The sequence below is a fragment of the Trichodesmium erythraeum IMS101 genome, assembly GCF_000014265.1.
Taxonomy (GTDB): Bacteria; Cyanobacteriota; Cyanobacteriia; order Cyanobacteriales; family Microcoleaceae; genus Trichodesmium; species Trichodesmium erythraeum.
Window position 1 is genome coordinate 4,301,189 of record NC_008312.1, and the last position, 22,756, is coordinate 4,323,944.

The 22,756-nt window shown below is 32.9% G+C and carries 14 protein-coding genes; 7 read left to right on the top strand and 7 right to left on the bottom strand.

Annotation, left to right across the window (positions count from 1 at the left end; translation table 11 throughout):
* Nucleotides 1-459: 459 nt before the first annotated feature.
* The 3 genes from TERY_RS13305 (at nucleotide 460) to TERY_RS13320 (ending at nucleotide 5,387) form a co-directional block, all read left to right on the top strand.
* Nucleotides 460-1,932, top strand: coding sequence for a M16 family metallopeptidase (locus TERY_RS13305; protein ID WP_155994422.1), 1,473 nt, complete (start codon nucleotides 460-462; stop codon nucleotides 1,930-1,932).
* Between the two features lie 534 nt (nucleotides 1,933-2,466).
* A complete protein-coding gene (locus TERY_RS13310) occupies nucleotides 2,467-3,951 on the top strand; it encodes an insulinase family protein (protein WP_011612318.1) in 1,485 nt (494 codons plus the stop codon).
* Between the two features lie 1,094 nt (nucleotides 3,952-5,045).
* Entirely contained in the window at nucleotides 5,046-5,387 is a 342-nt protein-coding gene (locus TERY_RS13320) for a CHAT domain-containing protein (protein WP_044136808.1), read from the top strand.
* A gap of 485 nt (nucleotides 5,388-5,872) precedes the next feature.
* Here the strand turns inward: TERY_RS13320 and TERY_RS36940 are convergent, their stop codons facing one another.
* On the bottom strand, nucleotides 5,873-9,991 hold the full coding sequence (locus TERY_RS36940) for a glycerophosphodiester phosphodiesterase family protein (RefSeq protein WP_011612320.1): 4,119 nt from the start codon (nucleotides 9,989-9,991) through the stop codon (nucleotides 5,873-5,875).
* Nucleotides 9,992-12,358: 2,367 nt separating this feature from the next.
* Here TERY_RS36940 and TERY_RS13330 point away from each other — a divergent pair.
* Nucleotides 12,359-13,405: an ion transporter gene (locus tag TERY_RS13330; RefSeq protein WP_044137537.1), complete on the top strand. Its 1,047-nt coding sequence runs from the start codon at nucleotides 12,359-12,361 to the stop codon at nucleotides 13,403-13,405.
* A 218-nt stretch (nucleotides 13,406-13,623) separates the two neighbouring features.
* On the opposite strand, the gene TERY_RS13335 is transcribed toward TERY_RS13330, so the two are convergent.
* The 4 genes from TERY_RS13335 to TERY_RS13350 all read right to left on the bottom strand — a co-directional run bounded on the left by TERY_RS13335 (nucleotide 13,624) and on the right by TERY_RS13350 (nucleotide 16,844).
* Nucleotides 13,624-14,358, bottom strand: a complete 735-nt coding sequence (locus tag TERY_RS13335; RefSeq protein WP_011612322.1) for an ATP-binding cassette domain-containing protein — start codon at nucleotides 14,356-14,358, stop codon at nucleotides 13,624-13,626.
* Between the two features lie 226 nt (nucleotides 14,359-14,584).
* Nucleotides 14,585-15,391, bottom strand: a complete 807-nt coding sequence (gene cbiQ / locus TERY_RS13340) for a cobalt ECF transporter T component CbiQ (protein WP_370495438.1) — start codon at nucleotides 15,389-15,391, stop codon at nucleotides 14,585-14,587.
* A gap of 208 nt (nucleotides 15,392-15,599) precedes the next feature.
* Nucleotides 15,600-16,244, bottom strand: a complete 645-nt coding sequence (cbiM, locus tag TERY_RS13345; RefSeq protein WP_011612324.1) for a cobalt transporter CbiM — start codon at nucleotides 16,242-16,244, stop codon at nucleotides 15,600-15,602.
* 93 nt (nucleotides 16,245-16,337) lie between these two features.
* Nucleotides 16,338-16,844 carry a carboxypeptidase-like regulatory domain-containing protein gene (locus TERY_RS13350; protein ID WP_011612325.1) on the bottom strand — a complete coding sequence of 169 codons (507 nt, stop codon included), beginning with the start codon at nucleotides 16,842-16,844 and terminating at the stop codon, nucleotides 16,338-16,340.
* 399 nt (nucleotides 16,845-17,243) lie between these two features.
* On the opposite strand from TERY_RS13350, the gene TERY_RS13355 reads away from it, so the two are divergent.
* On the top strand, nucleotides 17,244-18,281 hold the full coding sequence (locus tag TERY_RS13355) for an IS630 family transposase (RefSeq protein ID WP_011612326.1): 1,038 nt from the start codon (nucleotides 17,244-17,246) through the stop codon (nucleotides 18,279-18,281).
* A 455-nt stretch (nucleotides 18,282-18,736) separates the two neighbouring features.
* Here the strand turns inward: TERY_RS13355 and TERY_RS13360 are convergent, their stop codons facing one another.
* A complete protein-coding gene (locus TERY_RS13360; RefSeq protein WP_213960256.1) occupies nucleotides 18,737-19,570 on the bottom strand; it encodes a DUF4382 domain-containing protein in 834 nt (277 codons plus the stop codon).
* Nucleotides 19,571-20,005: 435 nt separating this feature from the next.
* On the opposite strand from TERY_RS13360, the gene TERY_RS13365 reads away from it, so the two are divergent.
* Nucleotides 20,006-20,359, top strand: coding sequence for a helix-hairpin-helix domain-containing protein (locus tag TERY_RS13365; RefSeq protein WP_011612328.1), 354 nt, complete (start codon nucleotides 20,006-20,008; stop codon nucleotides 20,357-20,359).
* 1,448 nt (nucleotides 20,360-21,807) lie between these two features.
* Entirely contained in the window at nucleotides 21,808-22,278 is a 471-nt protein-coding gene (locus TERY_RS13370) for a ferritin-like domain-containing protein (RefSeq protein ID WP_044137539.1), read from the top strand.
* A 218-nt stretch (nucleotides 22,279-22,496) separates the two neighbouring features.
* On the opposite strand, the gene TERY_RS33090 is transcribed toward TERY_RS13370, so the two are convergent.
* Nucleotides 22,497-22,694, bottom strand: a complete 198-nt coding sequence (locus TERY_RS33090; RefSeq protein WP_071820687.1) for a transposase — start codon at nucleotides 22,692-22,694, stop codon at nucleotides 22,497-22,499.
* Nucleotides 22,695-22,756: the final 62 nt, after the last annotated feature.

The window sequence follows — 22,756 nt, forward strand, 5'->3', positions numbered from 1 at the left end:
AATAGATTTTTGATGCTTGAAAAAAACATTAATGTAATTCTATCACCATTAAGTATACAATCAAGTACAAACGAAATTTTTTCGACAATCTTTAGTTTTCAAAAGGTTACAGCTAGAAACATTTACTTATAGAACTCAGACCAACATCAATTTCCTAATACTCCAGAATATAATTAACTTTAGATAAATTGAATTGATTTGATTTAATTACTGATGTTTAGCTTTAAACTAGAAAAGTATACCCAAAACCAACAGAAAAAACCTAAGTAATAATTGGATATGTTGAAAAACTTATTATCTCAAGTTATATTATTTCCTTGCTGGTTTAAAAAATTAATCAGTTCTTTACTGGACAAGGCTAACTTTAATACCCCATTCCCAAATAGCTCGATTCGCAAATCATTAAAATTTGGCCTTTGCGTAACTGTTTTATGTCTCTTCTGTTTTGGCCTTGTACCAATGATGGCCATAGCTAGAGAATATCAATCTTCAGGAGAAATCTCAATCAAACCCTACTTAGACCGAGTAATTAAAAAAGTCACAGAATTTCGCCTCAATAATGGCATGAAATTCATCGTTCTGGAACGACATAGTGCTCCTGTTATTTCCTTTGTCATCTATGCGGATGTGGGTGGAGCCAACGAGCCAGACGGCAAAACAGGTGTAGCTCACTACCTCGAACATTTAGCTTTTAAAGGTACAAAAAAAATTGGCACAAAAGACTATGAAGCAGAAAAACCTATTTTAGATAATTTAGATAGGATATTTGCACAAATTCAGCAAAGTAAAATAGATGGCAAAACTGAAGAGGTTGCTAAACTAAAAGCAGACTTTGAGAAAGCTCAAAACTTGGCATCTGAATATGTTAATCAAAATGAATTCTCGAAAATTGTCCAACAAGCAGGAGGAGTAGGACTAAATGCTGCCACTTCCGCAGACTACACTCAATACTTTTATAGCTTACCTGCTAATAAACTAGAATTATGGATGTCTTTAGAGTCAGAAAGATTTCTAGAACCAGTATTTAGGGAATTTTATAAAGAAAAACAAGTAATTCTGGAAGAGAGGCGATCGCGCACCGAAAATTCACCCGTTGCCCAAATATTAGAAGAGTTCCTCCGTAAAGCTTTTCTGGTACATCCTTATGGTCGCCCGATCATTGGTTATTCAAAAGAAATACAAAATTTAACCAGAGAGAATGTTCGGAATTTTTTCGATCTTCACTATGTTCCTAGTAACTTAAATGTAGCAATAGTGGGAGATGTTAACCCTAAGGAAGTTAAAAAGTTAGCAAAAATATACTTCGGTCGCTACAAAGTCAAACAAAAACCCCCAAGACTTAATGTTGTTGAGCCTACTCAAGCTGAGACGCGGGAAGTAACGATGGAGTTGCCATCCCAACCTTGGTATATAGAGGGTTATCATCGACCAGCAATGAATCATCCTGATAGTGTAATTTATGATATGATTACTAGTATTTTGAGTGATGGTCGTACTTCTCGCCTCTATCAGTCATTAGTTGAGAAACAACAAGTTGCACTTGTAGCTAGAGGGTTTAGTGGTTATCCGGGAAGTAAATACCCACATTTGATACTATTCTATGCTATGACTGCTCCTAATAGTAATATAGATGAAGTAGGAGCAGCTTTGCAAGCAGAAATTGAAAGGTTGAAAACAGAGCTAGTTTCTGAACAAGAGTTACAGCGGGTAAAGACTCAAGCGCGGGCAGGTATGTTACGTTCTCTAGATTCTAACATGGGTATGGCTTCTGCTCTGTTGGACTACGAAGTTAAAACAGGTTCGTGGCAAAATTTATTTAAAGAGTTGGATATTATTAATGCTGTAACTAGGGAAGATATTCAACGTATAGCTCAAAAAACTTTTGTACCAGAAAACCGAACTATTGCTAGACTACTTTCTAAGCAAAATTAAGTTTGGTAGTATCGGTTAAATAAAGTAGATTTGATTCGGGGGAAAGTATTTACTGATATTTGTTATCCCACAAACTGGCTTTCTGATCACATTCTACTCCTAAGCAGAGTTGATCTAATGGTAGAACTCTAGTAGTGGACTGACACACCTAAAAAGGTATTTTTTGAACTAAGTAAAATCTAAGACGCCCCTTATTATGGTTTGCTTATTATGAGGGGAATTGCTACGTTCTATCCTACCAAATATAGGCTGATAGCACCATTTTAGCTTTTTCTGTCTAGCAAGGGTTTTTAGCTGCCTACCACAAACTACGGTTTAACAGTTAAAAATTATGTGGCGCCTTAACGCTCCGTCGATAAGTATACTGGATATAAAGTTTGGCGTGACAAAGATTTCCACTCATACCTGTTACACTGGATATAAAGTTTGGCGTGACAAAGGTTTCCACTCATACCTGTTACAGTTTAAATTTTAGCTGTAAATACGCAGCTGACAATAATGAACTTTTACGTCTAAATCTAACAAAAACAAATTATGCTCTCTCACCAAAAGAAAATTACTAGATCAAAGCTTTTCTTAATAGCATTTTTAGTAATAGTAATCCTATTATATATTTTAGGAAGGATGCCAGCTATAGCTATAACACCACCAAAACATTACACTGAACTAGAATTTCCACCATTACCAAAATTAGAGCTGCCTGAATACACTCGCTTTAAACTTGAAAATGGCATAGTTGTATATTTAATGGAGGACCATGAGCTTCCTCTAATTGGTGGACGTGCTTTATTTCGTACAGGTTCAAGATTTGAACCAGAAAATCAAGTAGGTTTAGCAAACTTAACTGGAACTGTTATGCGTACAGGAGGTACAACTCAACACTCTTCTGAATACATAAACCAACTACTTGAACAAAAAGCGGCAGCGGTAGAAACAGGTATCGGGGGTACTGCTGGTAGTGCTAGGTTTAGTTGTCTTACTGAAGACTTGGCAAAAGTTTTTGAATTATTTACTGAGGTAATTCGCGAACCTGTATTTACTGAGGAAAAACTAGACCTTGCCAAACAACAATGGCAAGGTAACATTGCTCGTCGCAATGATGATCCTGGATCTATTGCTAGTCGCGAGTTCCAAAAATTGATTTATGGAAGAGAAAGTCCTTATGCTAGAACTGTTGAATATGAAACTCTCAATAATATTTCCCAGGAAGATTTAATTGATTTCTATACCAAATATTTTCATCCTGAGAATATGATTTTGGGAATAGTGGGAGATTTTAATACTAAACAGATGCGATCGCTGGTCACAGAAAAACTAGGGGACTGGCAACCAAGTCGTCAAGCATTGAAGTTTCCTCTACCAAAAGTTACTCAGGCTGAAGTTGGTAATATATTTTTTGTAGAACAACCTCAGCTAAATCAAAGTTATATACAAATGGGTCATTTAGGCGGAAAATTAGATAATCCTGATTATACAGCTTTGAGTGTAATGAATAGCATCCTGAATGGTTTAGGGGGGCGCTTGCTCAATAATATTAGATCCCGCCAAGGTTTAGCTTATTCTGTTTCTGCTTATTGGAGTGCTAATTATGATTATCCAGGAGTATTCGTCGCTGGTGGTCAAACTCGTTCGGATGCAACTGTCGCATTTATCCAGTCTATTAATGAAGAAATTGAACTTATCCGCACTCAACCTATTACACAAGAGGAACTTAAGCGGGCTAAAGATTCGGCACTCAATTCATTTATTTTCAACTTTCAAGACCCAGCTCAAACTTTATCCCGTTTGATGCGATATGAATATTATGATTATCCTCAAGATTTTATTTTTCGTTATCGCCAGGAATTGGAAAAAATTACAGTTGCAGATGTGCAAAGAGTTGCTCAAAAATATTTGCAACCTGAGAAAATGGTAACTTTAGTTGTGGGTAATAAAGAAGCAATTCAACCGCCTCTGAGTACTTTGGGAGATGGGATTGAAATTACTTCTATAGATATTACAATTCCAGAACCAAGTTAGACGGCTTAGTAGGAGCGAATAACTCTGAATTCTTCCCAAGATGTTTAGGTAGCATTCTACAGGAAAACGCCCCTACAAAACCTAATTATACTAATGCTACCAGACTTAATATCACTACTGTCCGGTTGAATAGTTATTATAGTAGGACTTACGCCAGGAAACTATATATAGTGTTTAATATTTATTTTCGATCTATATTCTGTAAGTCCCACTAATAAACTAGAAAATTGTGTATAAAGGGTTGCCCGAAGTTAAAATAGTGAAGTTAATTTCGATTTGCAGATAACTCTTATGTCCTTATAGGTAAAATTCCTACTGCTTTTTTGTGTTGAAATGACAAATTTAAAAGAATTTCTTGATTTTTGTACCGTAGAGGAAAAACCAGTAATTTTTATATTCAGCTATGGGATACTGAAGAAATAAAGTTAGACTAAGTGCGGGAGTTGTTTTGGAATAAGCCATCGGTTGATTTGTTGGTATTGTCTGCTTGTCGCACTGCTGTAAGAACTGGAATTTAGACTAAATACTTGAAGGTGCTATTAAGAAAAGAATTAAAAAAAATTGAAACCATCAACAGATGTGAGAAACAAGATTTGACATTAGTTGACATGCATTGAGGGGCATAATAATTTTTTAACCCACTATCATACTCATCAGTGATACTGATACTCAGACTATTCAACTTCTTTGTCAACAATAATCAAAAGAGCTGTGGCTTTATAATTTAAAAATTCTTCAAAACCTCTGTCTCTTCAGGATGGTAGGTATTGTTTATTCAAAATGCTATAAATAATTGCTATGTCTGAGTTTGATGTCTTTTTACCATCTATTTAGGAACAACTCTAAAGATAAAATCAGGCATTAAATTAAAATTATTTTGCTCAAATGCTTGATTTCACGTTAAAATCATTTCGTAATCAAGTTGATCATTTATTGGAAAATGCCAAGGATGCTGTTTTTGAACTGACTGATGCAGTAATGTTAAGCCCTAGTCCCAACTGGAACTGCATAATTATCTTTGTCCCCAGCATATCCCAGACAATGGCACAGCTACCATCAAGGCTCTCGAAAATTGTCATCAATAACAATATAAATTGATTGCAGTTTATATCAACCAAATGCCATTGTTGGTAGGAGATCATAGTGCTTGGCTACGAACAGAAACGAGTGTTTGGTCCGTGAGTGATCAAGGTACATTGGGGTTAATGACAGAGTTTTATACTCATTTGAATAGTGTTAAGATTAAGTCAGAGGCGTTAATACAGGGACAGTTAGCAATGTTGCAAGGGAAGGTGGTTATTACATATCGGGAGTTGAGGGGAAGCAACACTCGTGGTGTGGTGAAATTACCCTCGGCGTTCGCAAATATTAAGAATCAAAATTTATCTCATCTTTATTATTGGGAAGGGTTTACTATTGTTGTTAGTTCTTGGTAATAAATACTACTGAGTAAGTATTTATATTTAATCATAACCTACGCACGAGCACTACATCCAGTCAAGGTAAATGCCATTCGCAACTACATATAGCGTTTTCAAGGTTAATTTGCTTAATTACTATTAATATCTCCCTAATAATTTGACTCCTGCTCAAGGTAAATGAAGATAATTTTTATAGTATAAATACTTAAGCAAATTACTGATTTTATACTAATTTTTATGCTAAAAATTGAAGTAGAGAATGTGGGCTATAATATTATCTCCAGTTAAATGCTTACACTTTGGAGGGTTTTCCTAGGAGGCTCTATGGCTCTCAGCAGAAGGATAGAATTGACAGTTACGGTCCTTAGTTTTTTGATCACTGATGTTCCGGACATAATATTACTTATTATCCGGACATCATATTAAAAACAGAACCGGACGTTTTATGAAACGTACCTACCTGAGTCTAGTGAGTTCAAAACCGTTGTTAAATATACTCCCTAATTTCTAATTTGGAAATTATCCTCAGTAATATTGGGAGCACCATCAAGGATAGCAAACTGAGTAGACTCACCATCTACATTGTAGAATAGACCTCCAGACTTTTCACTATAAACAATGAAAGCATCAGAGTCATCTACACTATTATCAGTGTTAACGGTTTCAAAATCATTATTAACACTAAAACCAATTCCAGCAGTACTATTAAGCTCAGTAAAGCTTGACTTATCAAGAAGAATTAAGTCGCCTTGGTTTCCATCTTCATTTGTCCTGAGGTCTAGTTGGAAATTATTGATAGTATCAATACCAAAATTATCAGACTCAAATTCTTCATTACTATTGAAGATAAAGCGGTCAATACTTGCACCACCAGTCAAAGTATCATCACCAGGACCGCCATTGATGCGATCACGCCCTTGACCACCATTTAACTGATCATCACCATCACCACCCAAGAGGTGATCGTTGCCTTGACGACCTTGAAGTTCATCATTACCATCCTGACCCAACAATAAGTCATTGCCACGACTACCAATTATTTGATCATTACCAATACGACCTGCTAAGGTATCCGCGCCATTCAAACCGATAATAGTATCGTCTCCAACACCACCAATGAGACGCTCTGTTTTAGGAGTACCTTTAATTAGCAAACCCTTATCAACAAGGAGAGGTTGTTCTAGCTCTATCTGAATTATTTCGGTATTATCAATATCATCTCCTCGGCTTTTGGAGAAAGGATAGTTGTTGTCGTTGGCAACCAGAATAGTGTTTTCATCAATAACTAACATATTCTCAATGCTGGAAAAAGGGAAGTTAAAGCTAGTATCTCCATCACCATTAAGGTCATTAGGATCCTCAATATCTAATAAGTCTACAATTTCCTCTTTTTCAACAAAACCCTGATCATCAACTTCATAAATGTCAATTTTAAATATTTTTTTGAACTCAGCTTCATTCCCTTGACGATCATCCAGTTCAATAACTAAAAATTCACTTTCATTAATAGGAGTAAAGTCACCGATAGTATGACCAGTAACATCAGTAGGATAGAAACCAACTAGCTCCTCCTCAAAAGAGCTAGAAACAGAGTCGAACTCGTAAATTCGTAAAGCATTATCTGGATCGCCTTCAACTGTACCCCCTAATAAAGGATAGAAAGTTTGGCGATCGCGACTGAATGCCATACCTTTATAACCGCTGGAAGTAGCCAAATTAGGGTCGTTTTGTTCTAGAACTTTACGACCTGTCCCAGGGAAGTCAGTAAAGAAACCATCTACACCTATATCTATTAGTTGTTGAAATTCCTCCTCCGCAGTTTGAGGTGTTCCTGTGCCAAAAGCTTCTAGATCAGACTTGAGGGTAAGGTAACGCTCTTCATCCCGTAAAGTGTAGGGATGAACCTGTAAACCTGCATCGTGAGCATCTTCGATAAAGGAAGTAATTTCTCCTGTTAACTGGGTACTTATTTCAGCTACACCATCTCCGTTACCATCGACTCGAGTATCAAGGGACTCACGCAACAGAATGTTATTCTTCCAAGTTCCAACACCTTCTGCATATATACCACTAATAACTTTCAGAAATTCTTCACTGTCAAGGTCTGCATAAACTGTATTTTCTGAGAGAGAAACTTCTACTGCATTTAGGAATGCTTGACCATAGATAGCTGCTAAGTCGTTATCTTGAGCAACATTAAACCTAATGTCGAAGGGGGAAGAAAAGGTACTGTTTGGATCTGCTCCTTCTGTAGTATTTCCATACAGTTGAACTAAAGGAATATCACCGAGACTTTGAGCATTCAACTGTTTTTGTAAGTCAATTAAGTTAGCAAACTCAAACGACTGGATGAAAATACGATCTGGGTCAGTGAAACTTGTATTTTGTAGGGTTTGAATTAGAGGTTCTTCTAAGGATAAACCTTGTTGGTCAAAGAACGTAGGATGTTTAGTTTCCGGATAGATACCGACCTCAAACCCAGATTCTTCCATTTTTTGTACCAACTCGATAACTTCTTGGAAGGTGGGAATTTCAAATTGACCGTTAAAAGATTGATCACGGAAATCTCGAGGTTGAACAGCGCGTAATTGTTTGATTTCTTCAAGGGTGAAATCTTCAGCAAAATAGCCAGTAGTTTCTACTCCATCAAGAAACTTAGTGCTTTGACGTTCTGAAGCGAATACTTCAGCAACATTTGTAGTATCGTCTAACAGTGGCTCGTGTCGGGCAATAAGCACACCATCGGCAGTAATTACCAGGTCTGGTTCAATAAAATCTGCACCTTTTTCGATCGCTAGTCTATAAGCTTCTAGAGTATGTTCGGGACGAGAACCACTTGCACCCCGGTGTCCAATGACTAAAGGCGCTTCCCCACTCAGAGAGTTAAAGGAAATTTCTGGGTTTTGGGGAGAGCGAACTTCATCATTAGAGTCGTTTTGTTCTAGAACTTTACGACCTGTCCCAGGGAAGTCAGTAAAGAAACCATCTACACCTATATCTATTAGTTGTTGAAATTCCTCCTCCGCAGTTTGAGGTGTTCCTGTGCCAAAAGCTTCTAGATCAGGCTTGAGGGTAAGGTAACGCTCTTCATCCCGTAAAGTGTAGGGATGAACCTGTAAACCTGCATCGTGAGCATCTTCGATAAAGGAAGTAATTTCTCCTGTTAACTGGGTACTTATTTCGGCTACACCATCTCCGTTACCATCGACTCGAGTATCAAGGGACTCACGCAACAGAATGTTATTCTTCCAAGTTCCAACACCTTCTGCATATAGACCACTAATAACTTCCAGAAATTCTTCACTGTCAAGGTCTGCATAAACTGTATTTTCTGAGAGAGAAACTTCTACTGCATTTAGGAATTCTTGACCATAGATAGCTGCTAAGTCATTATCTTGAGCAACATTAAACCTAATGTCGAAGGGGGAAGAAAAGGTACTGTTTGGATCTGCTCCTTCAGTAGTATTTCCATACAGTTGAACTAAAGGAATATCACCGAGACTTTGAGCATTCAACTGTTTTTGTAAGTCAATTAAGTTAGCAAACTCAAACGACTGGATGAAAATACGATCTGGGTCAGTGAAACTTGTATTTTGTAGGGTTTGAATTAGAGGTTCTTCTAAGGATAAACCTTGTTGGTCAAAGAACGTAGGATGTTTAGTTTCCGGATAGATACCGACCTCAAACCCAGATTCTTCCATTTTTTGTACCAACTCGATAACTTCTTGGAAGGTGGGAATTTCAAATTGACCGTTAAAAGATTGATCACGGAAATCTCGAGGTTGAACAGCGCGTAATTGTTTGATTTCTTCAAGGGTGAAATCTTCAGCAAAATAGCCAGTAGTTTCTACTCCATCAAGAAACTTAGTGCTTTGACGTTCTGGAGCGAATACTTCAGCAACATTTGTAGTATCGTCTAACAGTGGTTCGTGTCGGGCAATAAGCACACCATCGGCAGTAATTACCAGGTCTGGTTCAATAAAATCTGCACCTTTTTCGATCGCTAGTCTATAAGCTTCTAGAGTATGTTCGGGACGAGAACCACTTGCACCCCGGTGTCCAATGACTAAAGGCGCTTCCCCACTCAGAGAGTTAAAAGAAATTTCTATGTTGGGTGTGGCAATGGGAGCCTCAAGCAAAGTTCCCGTGCTATCGAAGTGTAAAATATAAGGTCCAAATTCGTCTCCGACCCAAATATCTCCATTATTATCTATAACAAAAGACTCTGTATCAAAGTCAGCTCCAGTTAAGAAGCGATCGCTTGTATCTTCATTGAAAATATCAAAGGGTATAAGATTATTAGGATCTGCTAGTTGAATAAAATCTTGAACCTCAACCTTAGTATCGCCATTTTCTGCTCCAGCAAAGTTCGGGTTAACTTTATATAGTCTGAGCAAATAATCAGCACTATTTCCTTGAGAGCCAAAACCATTATCAGATAGAAACCAATAAGTACTGCCATCTTCGCTACCGGGAGCAAACTCAACACCACTAAACCCTTGGACTGGTTGACTATCAAATGGTACATCTCGATTATTTGTTTCAATAAATTTTCCTGATGGGGGACCTTCTGCAAATGTATCCGCTGATAATACGGTAAAACTTTTTAATCGTGCCATTTGATTTTTTTTTACCTTGTAAATTGACAACTTGTTAAGAATTATTTTGTCTTACATTAGATCAGTTTTAAGTAAATGTCAATATTTAGTTTATGTGCAATAAATCCTCAAAATAGTTAATATTAAAGATTATGATTTTTGTTACATAATCTAGGAAAATTGCTTAGAAAATTTGTCGCTCCCAGGGAAGACAAAGGTTAGAGCTAGGAGGGTGATAAAAGGGTTAAAAAGCCTTCATTCTTAATGATTGACCAAAACATGGTAAAAAAAGATGAGCTTAGATATTGTTAACAAGGCTGATTTAATAAGAATGAATAAATGACCCTAATAGTACCGTAAACACATAGGAAATTAACTAACCAAAAATATCTCTGTCATGTTAAAATAATAATTTTTCTAATTCAATACCATAAGTGGGTAAGGTTAGAAACCTTAGCTAATCAAATACCAAAATATATTAAATTTCAGAGTTGTTGTCGGAGTTTGCAAAGGTTTTTATCGAATGTGAATATTAAATTTGAAACTTTGTGTTAACATTAGATTAAAGATTGAGTTAATCATAGTTTTCAAGAAAGATAAATTTTGTATTTAGTGATAGATAGGACGGGGTAGGATGTGGTAAATTTGTTAGTTTTTAGTCTAGTCTATCGGCGTCGCAGCATACCAATTTACATCACTAATTTAGAAAAAAAGGTAACAGTAACTTTTCCGAGCCAGAAAAGGTATTATCTATGGTATTAAATTTATTCTCAAATTCTCAAAAAGTAATGTTAGGAGAGAGATAATTTTGTAGAATGGAACTAGCTAAGTGATTAAAAGATCAAGAAAAGACGTATTTATATGTGAGATTGAAAAAAAGTCTGTAAATAGTAAAGAGAAAAAGAACTGTGGATAGCTCTGAAATAATTAGGAAGAAAACCAAGTATATCTATGTATTTACAAGGAGTCAAAGTAACTAAATCCATAAGTTTTGGGCTCGTAAATTTTGTGAGTGAATAGAAAAGAAAATATCGCGGTATAAAAGCAGAATAAGCGTAGTTTATTCTCACGAATTTTTCGGATTTATAAAGGACAATAAATGCTTAATAAAAAATGAATAGGCATTGAATAAATGTTCTGATATTTTAAAAGTTGGGGCTATAATCTCGAAGGAACTTAAGTCAAAGAAAAACGATTATTGAATATTATTGATAACTTTAGCTGACTCTCAATCCTTAATTGTAGGAAAAATAATTTGTGAAAAAGGAGTAGCAAACTATGTAAATTGTCCTACATAAAAAAGGAGAAAATATCAACGACATAGCCATTTTTAGACAGGAAATAGAGGTCAAACTTAGTTTAATTCTTTGGAAATTTTCCAGAAGAAGCTGATAAATTAATAGCTATTTTCCCTCACAAACGGCTTAATTATTAGAAATTTAGAAAACCTGCAAGCTTTGTTAGTTAAGCTTTTTATTCTTATCTGTCACCTCTCCAGAAGTTAGAGTAAATATTGATAAAAAGGGAAAATAATAAAAATAGCTCTCTAACATAAATGACAATAGCTATTTTTAAATATCTCGGCTTGAGATCTACTTCACGATAGTGTATTCTTTTTTTTAGAGGTAGTATACATCCTTATGAAATATAGAAAATTAGACGCTTCAATAATTAATAATTAATAATTTAGTTCTACTGAAAACAAGAGAATTGACTAAAAATTTTCTTTCTTTTTTTTATGATAATTTTTATTTATTAAAAAATGTAATTATAACATTAAATTATTAAACAAACAAGTCTTAAATATAACAATATTATTTCAAATATTTATTTTTTTTATTGAAACAAGTTATGGTATAGGCTAGATAAAAAAACTAAATAGGTTGCTATAAGTTCACTAATTGCTAAAATACAATTAAATCACCGTGAATAATGACAATATAGACTTGTACACAATCTATCTACTTTTTAGTGCTATTAGTGCTAGTAGTTAGTATTAGTTGATTAGTCAAGTAAAGTTACCAAAAAAAGCAATTGTATTTTGTTACAGCTATCCCTTTTAATAGTAGCCAACTTTGTTTGATCAATGTGAAAAAAACTATAAATCCTCAGATAAATTTACTAGGGATAGTTTGCCATATTTGAGGAATTTAAGAATTACTAATAAACTAGACAATGGTAAGTGCTGGGAATAACTATTGCGAGCTTTGGCTTACATCTATCTCAAGGTTAGAAATTTTCTCAAAAAAACTATAAATGCTGCCAGCCAATTCCTATAATAATTTCAGCCTTTAACGCCAATAGTTTTTTAGGATAACTTTTTACTCCCCAGTAATAAACTATCAAAAAATAAATGTAAATATGATCAGTTTATACAATATAAAAAAAATGATAAATATACGAAAAAAACTTCAATGCCAATCTTGGCAAGAAAACATTTACTATATTTTTGAATATTCCAATCCCAAAAACTTTTTAAGCTTACTAGATGATTTGATAATTACTATCTTAACAAGCATTAGTGTGATTGCATTTATTTTAGATACATCTCCCAAATTTTCACAGCATTATCCTGAACAGTTAAAATTAATCGAAATACTTGTAACTATATTTTTTACTATAGAATATTTGATCAGAATATGGATATGTACAGTTAATCCTAAATACAATCATCCAATTTATGGCAGATTAAGATATGTAATTACACCCTTGGCACTAATAGATATTGTAGCCATTTTACCATTTTATTTACAAGTATTATTTCCAAGTTTAGAGTTTATAAAATTTACTCTTCTACTACGTTTATTTCGTCTATTTAAAATTAGTAGATATTCAGAATCATTACGAACTATTTTTAAGGTTATAGCTGCCAAAAAAGAAGAACTAATAGCTACATTACTGGTAGTAATTTTTGTCTTAGTTTTTGTCTCAAGTCTCATGTTTTTAGTAGAAAGTGAAGTACAACCCAATAAATTTTCTAGTATTTTAGAGACTATGTGGTGGGGAGTAGTAACTTTAACAACTGTGGGTTATGGAGATGTTTATCCTGTAACTCATTTAGGTAAATTATTGAGTGCTACTGTAGCTTTTTTAGGTATTGGAATTTTTGCTTTACCAGCAGGTATAATTGCATCTGGTTTTGCCGAAGAAGTTCAAAAAAGACGAGTGAAAAAAATAGTTCATCCAGTCGGAAAAGATATTAAGGTTACTTCGGAAACTGTAGTGGGACCACACCCAGATTTGAGACATCATAATCATACAAAACAAGAAAAAGAAAAAGCGATCGCTCACTATATTGACGAATCATCAGAAATTATGAAACTTTGCATAGAAACAGCAAATAAAAAGTACGGAAATTATTTTAAAAACGAGGAAATTATTAAAGATTTAGCCATACTTCTTTATTACGAAACAACCCATAAATTTCACCATTAATTATCATAGTGCTGGGGGCTACTCTAAAATTAATCTCCCCTAGCCTCTAAGAGGGGAAATTAAAATTTCAAAAAATTTCCCTCGTAAATTTTCGGCACCAAAATACTATGCCAATAAGATTTACCAATGTCAAAAACCTAAATTTGTAGTGCCATAACTCATTTAATTCTCAAGCTAGATAAAATTAAATTATTAATCTTTTTTTCTTACTTCTTACTTTAATAATTAAAAGGTAAATCATAGGATTCAAGAATTGAAGTATCTCGGAGAATATTTTCCGTAGAAGTATCTACTTGAATTTGACCATACTGTAAAATTAAAGCACGTTCAGTTACCTTGCTAACCCAGTTTAAATCATGAGAAGCAATTAAAATAATTTGCATTGGTAATTGTAAAATAATTTCAGCTAAGTTGCGACGCCATAAAGGGTCAAGGCCATTAGTTGGTTCATCTAATATTAAAATTTCTGGCTTTAATGCTAAAACTGCTGCTAAAGCTGCCAATCTTTTTTGACCTCCTGAAAGTTCATAAACAGAACGATGTGCATATTTTTCTAAACCAAATTTTACTAACAAATTTTGAGCAACTTCTTTAGCAGTTTCTAGGGGTAAACCATAGTTAAGCGGACCAAAAGTTATATCCTCTAAAATAGTAGGCATAAATAATTGGTCATCAGGATTTTGGAAACAAAAACCTATTTGACTATGCACTTGAGATAAAGTTTTTTGTTCTAGGAGAATTCCTTGAATCCAAATTTCACCAGATAAAGCTTTTTTCAATCCTACTAAAGTTTCCATAAAAGTGCTTTTACCTGTACCCGTAGAACCTAATAAAGCAACTCTTTCCCCTGGTTTAATTGTCAATGAAAGATTGTGTAAAATAGGATCATTTTGAGAATATTGAAATAATAGGTTTTTAACATAGACTCCAGCTTGTGATTTATCCTCTTGCATTTGATAAATAACTAATTATTAACATAGGAATAAGAATTTTATTAACTACTGAGCAATATTAAGTAGTAAGTTGAGTAAATATTATAACTATTTTCACTTTAATCAGGTACAGTATTTCCATGTAGCACCTTATGTAAACAGCTTTTTTTTGAAGTTCTTAAACACATTTACTATGAGTAACTTAGGTAAAGTAGATTTTCAATCAGGATTGAATAATTTTCAAAGTCTAGCCCAAAAACATTTCTATAACGATCAAACTAACAGCAACTATCAGAGATATAAATAAATATATTACATCAGAGCCAAATTGAAAACCATTTTTGGAAGTAGAGTATTGGGGATGACTTTTATTATTGGATAGATTGCCATAACCACGTAATAACATTGCTTTATAAACTCGCTCTGCTTGTTGATAGCTTCTTACTATAATACTACTCGTAAGAGCAGCATAAACTGATAAATTTCTCCAACTAATTTTGCTCTTTTTAAAACCCCGTAATTTAGTGGCATTCAGCATCATTTTTAGTTGATTGGATAGTTCAAAAAGATAACGATAAGATAACATCAACATATCCGTAATAATGGGAGAAATTCCTAAGTTGCTCATCCCTTTTAAAGTTGTTAAAAATGAACTTGTACCGAATAAAACTAAACAAGTGGTCATAATAGCAAAAAAACGACTAACAATTAATATAACTGCCAGACATCCTTCTTGGCGAATTGTCAGAAATCCCAATTGCCAAACAATAGTTTGACCAGATAGAAAAGGTAATAAAAAGATTACTCCTAACAAAAAAAATCCTGGATAACGTAACCGATTAGCTAAAAATGATAGAGGTAGTTTTGAGATTCCATAAAGAATAATGCTTAGGAACAACATTAATGGAATTAGATACCAACTATTAACTGTAGCGAATGCAAACATTAATGAGATTAAACCAATAAGTTTATATCTTACGTCCCATCTATGTATTGGGGAGTTTAAATTAGCGTATTCATCTAGGGCAAATTTCATTACTGTATCAGTCCTCATTACCTAATCTAGCTTTAAGTATTTCTATTCCGAAATACTCCACAAACAGGTATTAGCTATTAGCTCAAGTCATAACTATTAGTTGTCAAGGATTTCATTTTTTAATTTCCTAACACTTTTTTTGTATTACTATATATAGCCTTACTAAGAATGAAAAAGATAAAAAAAAGGAAGGAATAAACTCCCTAAATTCTGGCTTTTCACTTATTTAAGAAGGTAAAAGTTCTGGCATGACTCGATGCATAAAACTGACTATCATAGCAGTTAAAATTCCTTCTATTCCCATCAAAGGAATATGAGAAATCATTAATCCATAAATTGCTTTCTCCTCTAATGAAGTATTAAATCCAGACGGAATATTTGTAATAATTAAACTAAAAAATATTAAACTAGAAACTCCAATAGCAGTTGCTCCAGCAATAAACCCTAAAATTTTTATTGATAAATTTTCATTTATTTTATTCCCTAAAATGTGACGTAATTGAAATATTTGATAAGCCAAAATTGCTGGTATACCCATAATTATAGCGTTAATTCCTAAAGTAGTTAAACCACCATGCCCAAACACTATTACTTGCAAAAATAAGCCAATTAATATGGCTGGAAAAGCATAATAACCTAACAAAGTTCCTAATAATCCATTTAACACTAAATGAACGCTACCTATTGGCATAGGAATATGAATACTAGAAGCTACAAAAAATGCTGCTGTTAATAAAGAAGCTTTGGGAATACTAGCTTGAGGATTTGCTAGACGATTAATTTTGCGTAGAGAATACCAGGTAATTAGAGAAGTAAATCCATAACCACTAATACAAAGTTGAGCTGGCAGAATACCTTCTGAAATATGCATTGTGACAATTTAAAATTAAAAAACGCGAAAGTCAAATACTTGAGAAAAAATTATAACTGTAATAGACTATTTGGAAAAGTCAGGAACAAAAGTCTAACGATTTTCTTGTGGTTGCTCTTGAGTTGGAAATCGCCAGAAAAATAAAGAAGTTCCTACAAATCCCCATATAACACAACCTATCATTAGTCCTCTTTGTATGGGATTATAATCCCTAGTTGTACTTGCTAAATAATAACTACTTTTACTGATATTTTTCCTAGGAGAATTCTCCAGTTTATCTACTTGAAAAGGAACACTAACTAAATTACCATGACCAGCTTGACGCACCTTGATTTCCCAATATCCAGGTTGATAATGATCAGGAGCAAAAATAAAATTTCCCTCCTCATCAGTCATACCTTGTAACCAAGGTTTATTAGGAAAATTAGGAGCATAAACTGTAACTGAAGCATTACTTAAAGGATTTCCAGAATCATAAATAGCATTAATCTTAATTGCTTTAGTAATTTGATGTTGAATTTTCACTCCATGAGGGCTCGCTTTTCCCTCTAAACTCAGTAAAGATAAAAATATTAAAGGAATAACTAATTGCCATTTCATGTTTTACCTCTATTAATAGTCGCTTCATAAATTTTTCCATTCTTTATTCTTAAATGATTTTTTGTGTAATAGGATTTATTTTATAGAAAATCCTGAATTGCTCAAGTTAATTTTTATTATAAATTTTCTATTTTTGATTTTTAGATAATCAGACTTTATATAATAGAAGTTATACCAAATCTAGCTTAGTGATAGTGCATTTTTCAACTTACAACTGTTGCTCAATAAGGAATTTGGCTATGGGACAAGCCTGCTTTGATACTTTCAAGGCCAATTTCTTGGCACTAGAAAAAAATTGTGTCCTTTGAAATCTCATATATCTTTAAGTACTATAGCAATCCCATATTGGTCGCAACAGATATAATAGTAAGAATAACAGATCTAAGAAAAAGACAAAAAATGAATATTATAGATAAACTAAATGATTTTATTAATCAAACAAAAGAGTCTAAAGAAATTAAAAGGGCCTTGGCCGTAAAAATGACCTTGTCAGGAAAATCCTACCATGAAGTCAAAGAATTATTAAATGTTTCTCACAGTTTTATTAGTGAATGGAAAAACCAAGCATTATTTCATGGTGTAGAAAGTTTAAGGCTTCAGTATCAAGGGAGACAAGGTTACTTAAAAACGGTCGAAAAAGAGAAAACAATTGAGTGGTTGAGAGCACAAGATTATCTTAGGTTATCAGATTTAAAAAACTACTTACAGGAGCAATATGATGTGGTTTTTGAGTCTAATCAAAGTTACTATAACTTGTTTAAAGAAGCGGGCATAAGTTGGAAAAAAACTCAAAAAAAGAATCCTGCTAAAAATGATGAATTAGTAGAAGTTAAAAGAAAAGAAATAGAGGAATTTTTAGCTAAATGGCAACCAGAAATAGAAACTGGAAAGCTTACAGTGTTTATGATTGATGAATGTCATCTTCTATGGGGAGACATATTAGGTTATGCTTGGGGAAAAACAGATGAAAGAATAGAAATTGCAATTAAAAATGAAAAAGAAAGACAGACTTATTATGGAGCTTTAGACTATAAAACCAAGGAATTTCTTGTGCAAGAATATGAGAGTGGAAATACTAAAAATACTATTGAATTTATTAAATATTTGCAGAAGCAAAGACCGGGCAACAAATTGGCAATATTTTGGGATGGGGCAACTTACCATAACTCTCAAGAATTTCGAGAATATTTAATGACAATTAATCAATACTTATCAGAAGAAGAATTGTTGATAAATTGTACAAGATTTGCTCCCAATGCTCCGGAGCAAAATCCTGTTGAAGATATTTGGTTACAAACCAAAAATTTCAGTATTACTTTTTATCATCTTTGCAGTTCTTTTAAAGTAGTTAAGTGGCTATTTAAGTTTTTTGCGGATGGTCAAATATTCAATTTCCCAAAACTTTTTCAGTATAAAATTTTGCCGCAACCTACTTAGGATTGCTATATTTGTAGGTAGGCATGAAAAAACTTAGCTATATTAAGATTTGTATACTGACTTTAAGCTCCTTTACACAGTTGATTTGAGGTTCATTTACATTTTGTAATATTACGACACATTTTAACACCGGCCTATTTACACAAAATTATTTGCAAAGGGCGATGTTTAGACAAGGATTAGATTTCAGCTTTTAAAGTGTGTAATTCCTAATTGTTTACCTGCTTACTAGAATTAGCTAACTAAAAATATAGGGTTGTAAATATTTTCTGATGACAAAAAATTAGCTCTGGCTTTGATACCTGGTGTATTTGGCATCATAACTCAGAGCTCAGAAGTTAAATTAGTAGCATTTATTATATTTGAGAGGCACGAGAATTTTCTAACTGCTGGGGACGACTTTTATCCAGTTTTTTCTTAATTTTATATTTCCTTTTCTTCCTATTCCCTACTATCTATTCCCTCTTCAAAATTTGACCATCGCAATGACCTTCCCCCACATGACCCAAACTAGGTAAAATTGCCATAAATTTTTCATAATTAGTAGGGGAAAGTTTCTTTTTGAATGTTTCCATATCTACCTCAACTTTTCCGGCTGTAGCGATCGCTGCCAGAGGAGCAAAACCTAATGCTTCTGTATTAATTTCTTCATCTGGGTTAGCATTACTATCACCAAAAAGATGGTCAAAGTGAAAAGTAGTTTCCAACTCTGCAGTCTCTCCAGCTTTAAGAATACCTTTACGTTGATCCCCGACAAAATCTCCACAGGTAAATTCTAGTTCGTGGTCAATTTTGACAATAAAAGATATAGTCTTACTATCTTTAGTAGCTGTGCCACTCATTAATAAAGAATAACCTTGAACAGGGCTTTTAGTTGCTTTAAGCATTTTCCAAGAGATAGCATTGTAGTGACCTGGAGGAGCAGATATTTCACTGACTAAAATAGTTTCTGCTGTTTCATTTCCTTCTGCCAAGTTTACCACTTTGCTTTTAGTAAGAATGACTTTTTCTTTTGCCTCTAGTTTTGCCCCTGTTTCAGCTTTGTAGGGTGGGTCTGTTTGATAGGCAGTAACTTCAACTAGATTAATGTAGAGTTTATCAAATGTTATTTTCCACCCATCTTTAGTAATAAAGCCTTTCCTAACAAAATCTTCTCCATTGGCACGGAGCTTAAGATTACCTTTAGTTTTGTCAATTATTTGAGTTGAATTGGTATTATCTTGATCTATTTGGTTTCGACAACTACTTAATAGAGAAGTAGGAGTTACAAAAGTTAGAGTCAATAGCATTAAAAGTAGTTTTCTAATCCTCATTTTCATGGCTTTGATAATGGCAAAGGTTAAGATGTTCAGAGTAAGTGATTATACAACCATTAACTATCTTTTTAAAGTAATTATCTAAATAGTGTAGATATATTTTTGTTGGCCTTTTTGACTGATGTATTTATTTTTCTATGAAACTGCTTAAGAGTAAAATTAGTAATCTTGAGGAGGCATTATATATAATTTTGGTCATTAAGTATCCCATGATAAAGAAAGTTATGTATTCATGTATTCAGAAAAAAAAAGGAATAATTGAAGCTGTGGAAATTGCTTAAGAGTATACCTAGTCATATCTGTCTTGGACTAAGGAAGAAAACCTAACTAAAAATTGTCAATATTTTCCATACCCATTAATATAGATTTGTCTTAGTATTAACAAAAAAATTCTCTCAACTAACTAATATGATAAATTATTTTCATTTTCTATCCTTGTCTGGAATCGTTGCTAGCTTAATTGCCATCAGTTCTTGTGCAAGTACAATTACTCCTAACACCACTCCTAATACTAGTCCAGGTACTTCAAATTCAAATGTATCTATTCCTCCTGGTGCTACAATCAAAATAGATATAAATGATGCTTCAGACTCAGATTTAAAAAAATTAGCAATCAAGTTAAATGTACCTAATTTACCAGAAAAAATAAAAGAAAGCCGTCCTTACAAAGATATTAATGAATTGGCCATCAAAAAAGTTATGAGCCCTAAACAATTAGACTTTGTTAAGAATGATATAACTGTGGTAACACCTCAACAATAATCAAACAATAATTAACTTCAAAAATTTACTTTTTTAAATAAGTACTCAGCCATTAAAAGAATTGTTATTTTTAGGTTTATAAGATAATTTAAACTCCTTCTAAATTAAGTGGAGCTTTGAATTTTCTGGATTTTTTTATGAGGCTGATAGTTTTTAAATTGTATATTTTTCCCCTGCTAATATTACTAGTATTTAGTAGGGGTTGATAAAAATAATTTTTACTTTGATAATCTAGAATTTCAAAAAAAATCAAGTCAAATAGGTCGAGGTTATTTATATATTTTGGTTGAGGTTAAAAATGCTAGCCCATGAAAGAAATAACCTTGTTTACCTTGCCTCTATCCATTGAAAAAGAGTGTTAAAATTTTGATGATTTATAAAAAACTAAATGTCAAAAAAATGGTTGACTATTTATCCTGATTATTAGGAGAAAGTAAACATAAAAATATTGCTCAAATCACTGACAACATTATTGGATATTCATATAATAATATACATTTTTTTATTATCTATGCTCAATGGAAAAATAATTAGACTTATGAATTAAATTTTCAATATTATATCTATTTGCTCTCATTGTTGATTATTTTAGTCCTATAAAAAGTGGTAATTTTACTAATAGAGTAGGTAGACAATATCTCGAAAAAAAAAGAAAACACATTGAAAATTTTGCCGGGAATACTTCATGATATTTTGGTTTAAAATAGTCTTAAGTAAGAAGTAAAACCAGTATCATATGTCACTTGATTTTACTATTTACAGCTTATAAATGATTTGTCAACTTAGCCGATAGTTTTCTATTACCTAGTTTTTATGAATTTGTGGTTTACTGGACAAAACTTGCAAAGCCTAAGCATAGCAATAAATTTAGGTTTTGAATATTTACTTTATAAATTAGCTCTTATACTTTTATAGCGATAGGGAATTCGGTGGTTTATGATATACAGTAGTACTAGCTCTTTAGATAGTTTTTGAAATATGGAATTAAGTTGTTATTCTTGTTGATCATATTTAGGAAAATAAACATATCACAGTTTATTAGGAATAAACTGTATAAATTATCAACAATTAATGAGATGGAACAAGAAAACCCTATGCTAATAAATCTTTGACAAATTTTGCTGAAACATAGTTAAGCATTTTTTATAGGAATTTCTTAAATCTTTTTTTTGTTGACTGCAAGAATATCAAGACGTTTTTGCTAAATATAAAGCGAATCTGGGATTTGTTTGGGAATAGAGTCAGATATTAACCTACTTTTAACCCAAGATTGAGGTGATTTGATTTCCCTTTTTCTTAAAGTTGAATTATCTATATAAATAGTTAATATTTAATATCCTTAAATAAAAGTTAAATCCAGAAAAGCTTAAATTAATCTTGAATAAATATTGGTCTCTAAATAAGTAGTTACTATTAATTGAGAGACATCTAAACTTAAAATGCCTAAAATGAGAGAACTTGACAATACAAAATCTGTAGAGTTATTAAACTCTATTATGGAATTTGAACTCGCAGGCGTAGTACGCTATACTCATTATTCCTTAATGGTGACAGGACCTAATCGCATACCAATTGTACAATTTTTTCAAGCTCAAGCTAATGAATCTTTACTTCATGCTCAACAAGCAGGAGAAATATTAACAGGTTTAGAAGGTCATCCGACATTAAAAGTGGCTTCGATTGAAGAAACAAATAAACATTCAGTAGCAGATCTTTTAAAGGAAAGTCTGAACCATGAAGCTAAAGCTTTAGAACTGTATAAAAAATTCTTAGAAACTGTAGAAAATGCAAGTATATATCTAGAAGAATATGCTCGTACAATGATTGGTCAAGAAGAGTTACATAACATGGAAATAAAAAAAATGTTGCGTGATTTCACTAGCAATGAAGTTAAATCTGATTTAGGGAAAAAAGAGTAATTGGATTGCTTAGGTATTGATTTTTATATCTAGCAATAATAGCTAGGATTAATAATTGAAAAAATATTAAGTATACACCAGTTTTGGAGTTAATGAAGTACAAAGTTTGACGAGTTTAGGATTTGAGATAATTAAGTAATGAAAAGAAAATAAAGCCGGAAAAAATTAATTATATTCAAAAGGTTTCCCAAGGAAAAACCACAAATTTCCGGCCTTATTTAATTTACTTTCCTAAGTAAACTTTGCCAATTCTCATAGGTATCAAATTCAATCCATTCATATTTAATTAATTTCCAGAGAATGTCAATTAAGTTTTGCTTAGGTGAGTAAGTAGGTAACCAAAAAATTTTACGGGGTGAAAAGCTAGTTGAAAGAGATATATAGCAAAGGATTTGTGTGGTAGGATTGAATAACACTTCAATTAAAGAAAACCCTTATTGATAATGAATGGGGTGCAGTACATTAAACCTCCTAGTTG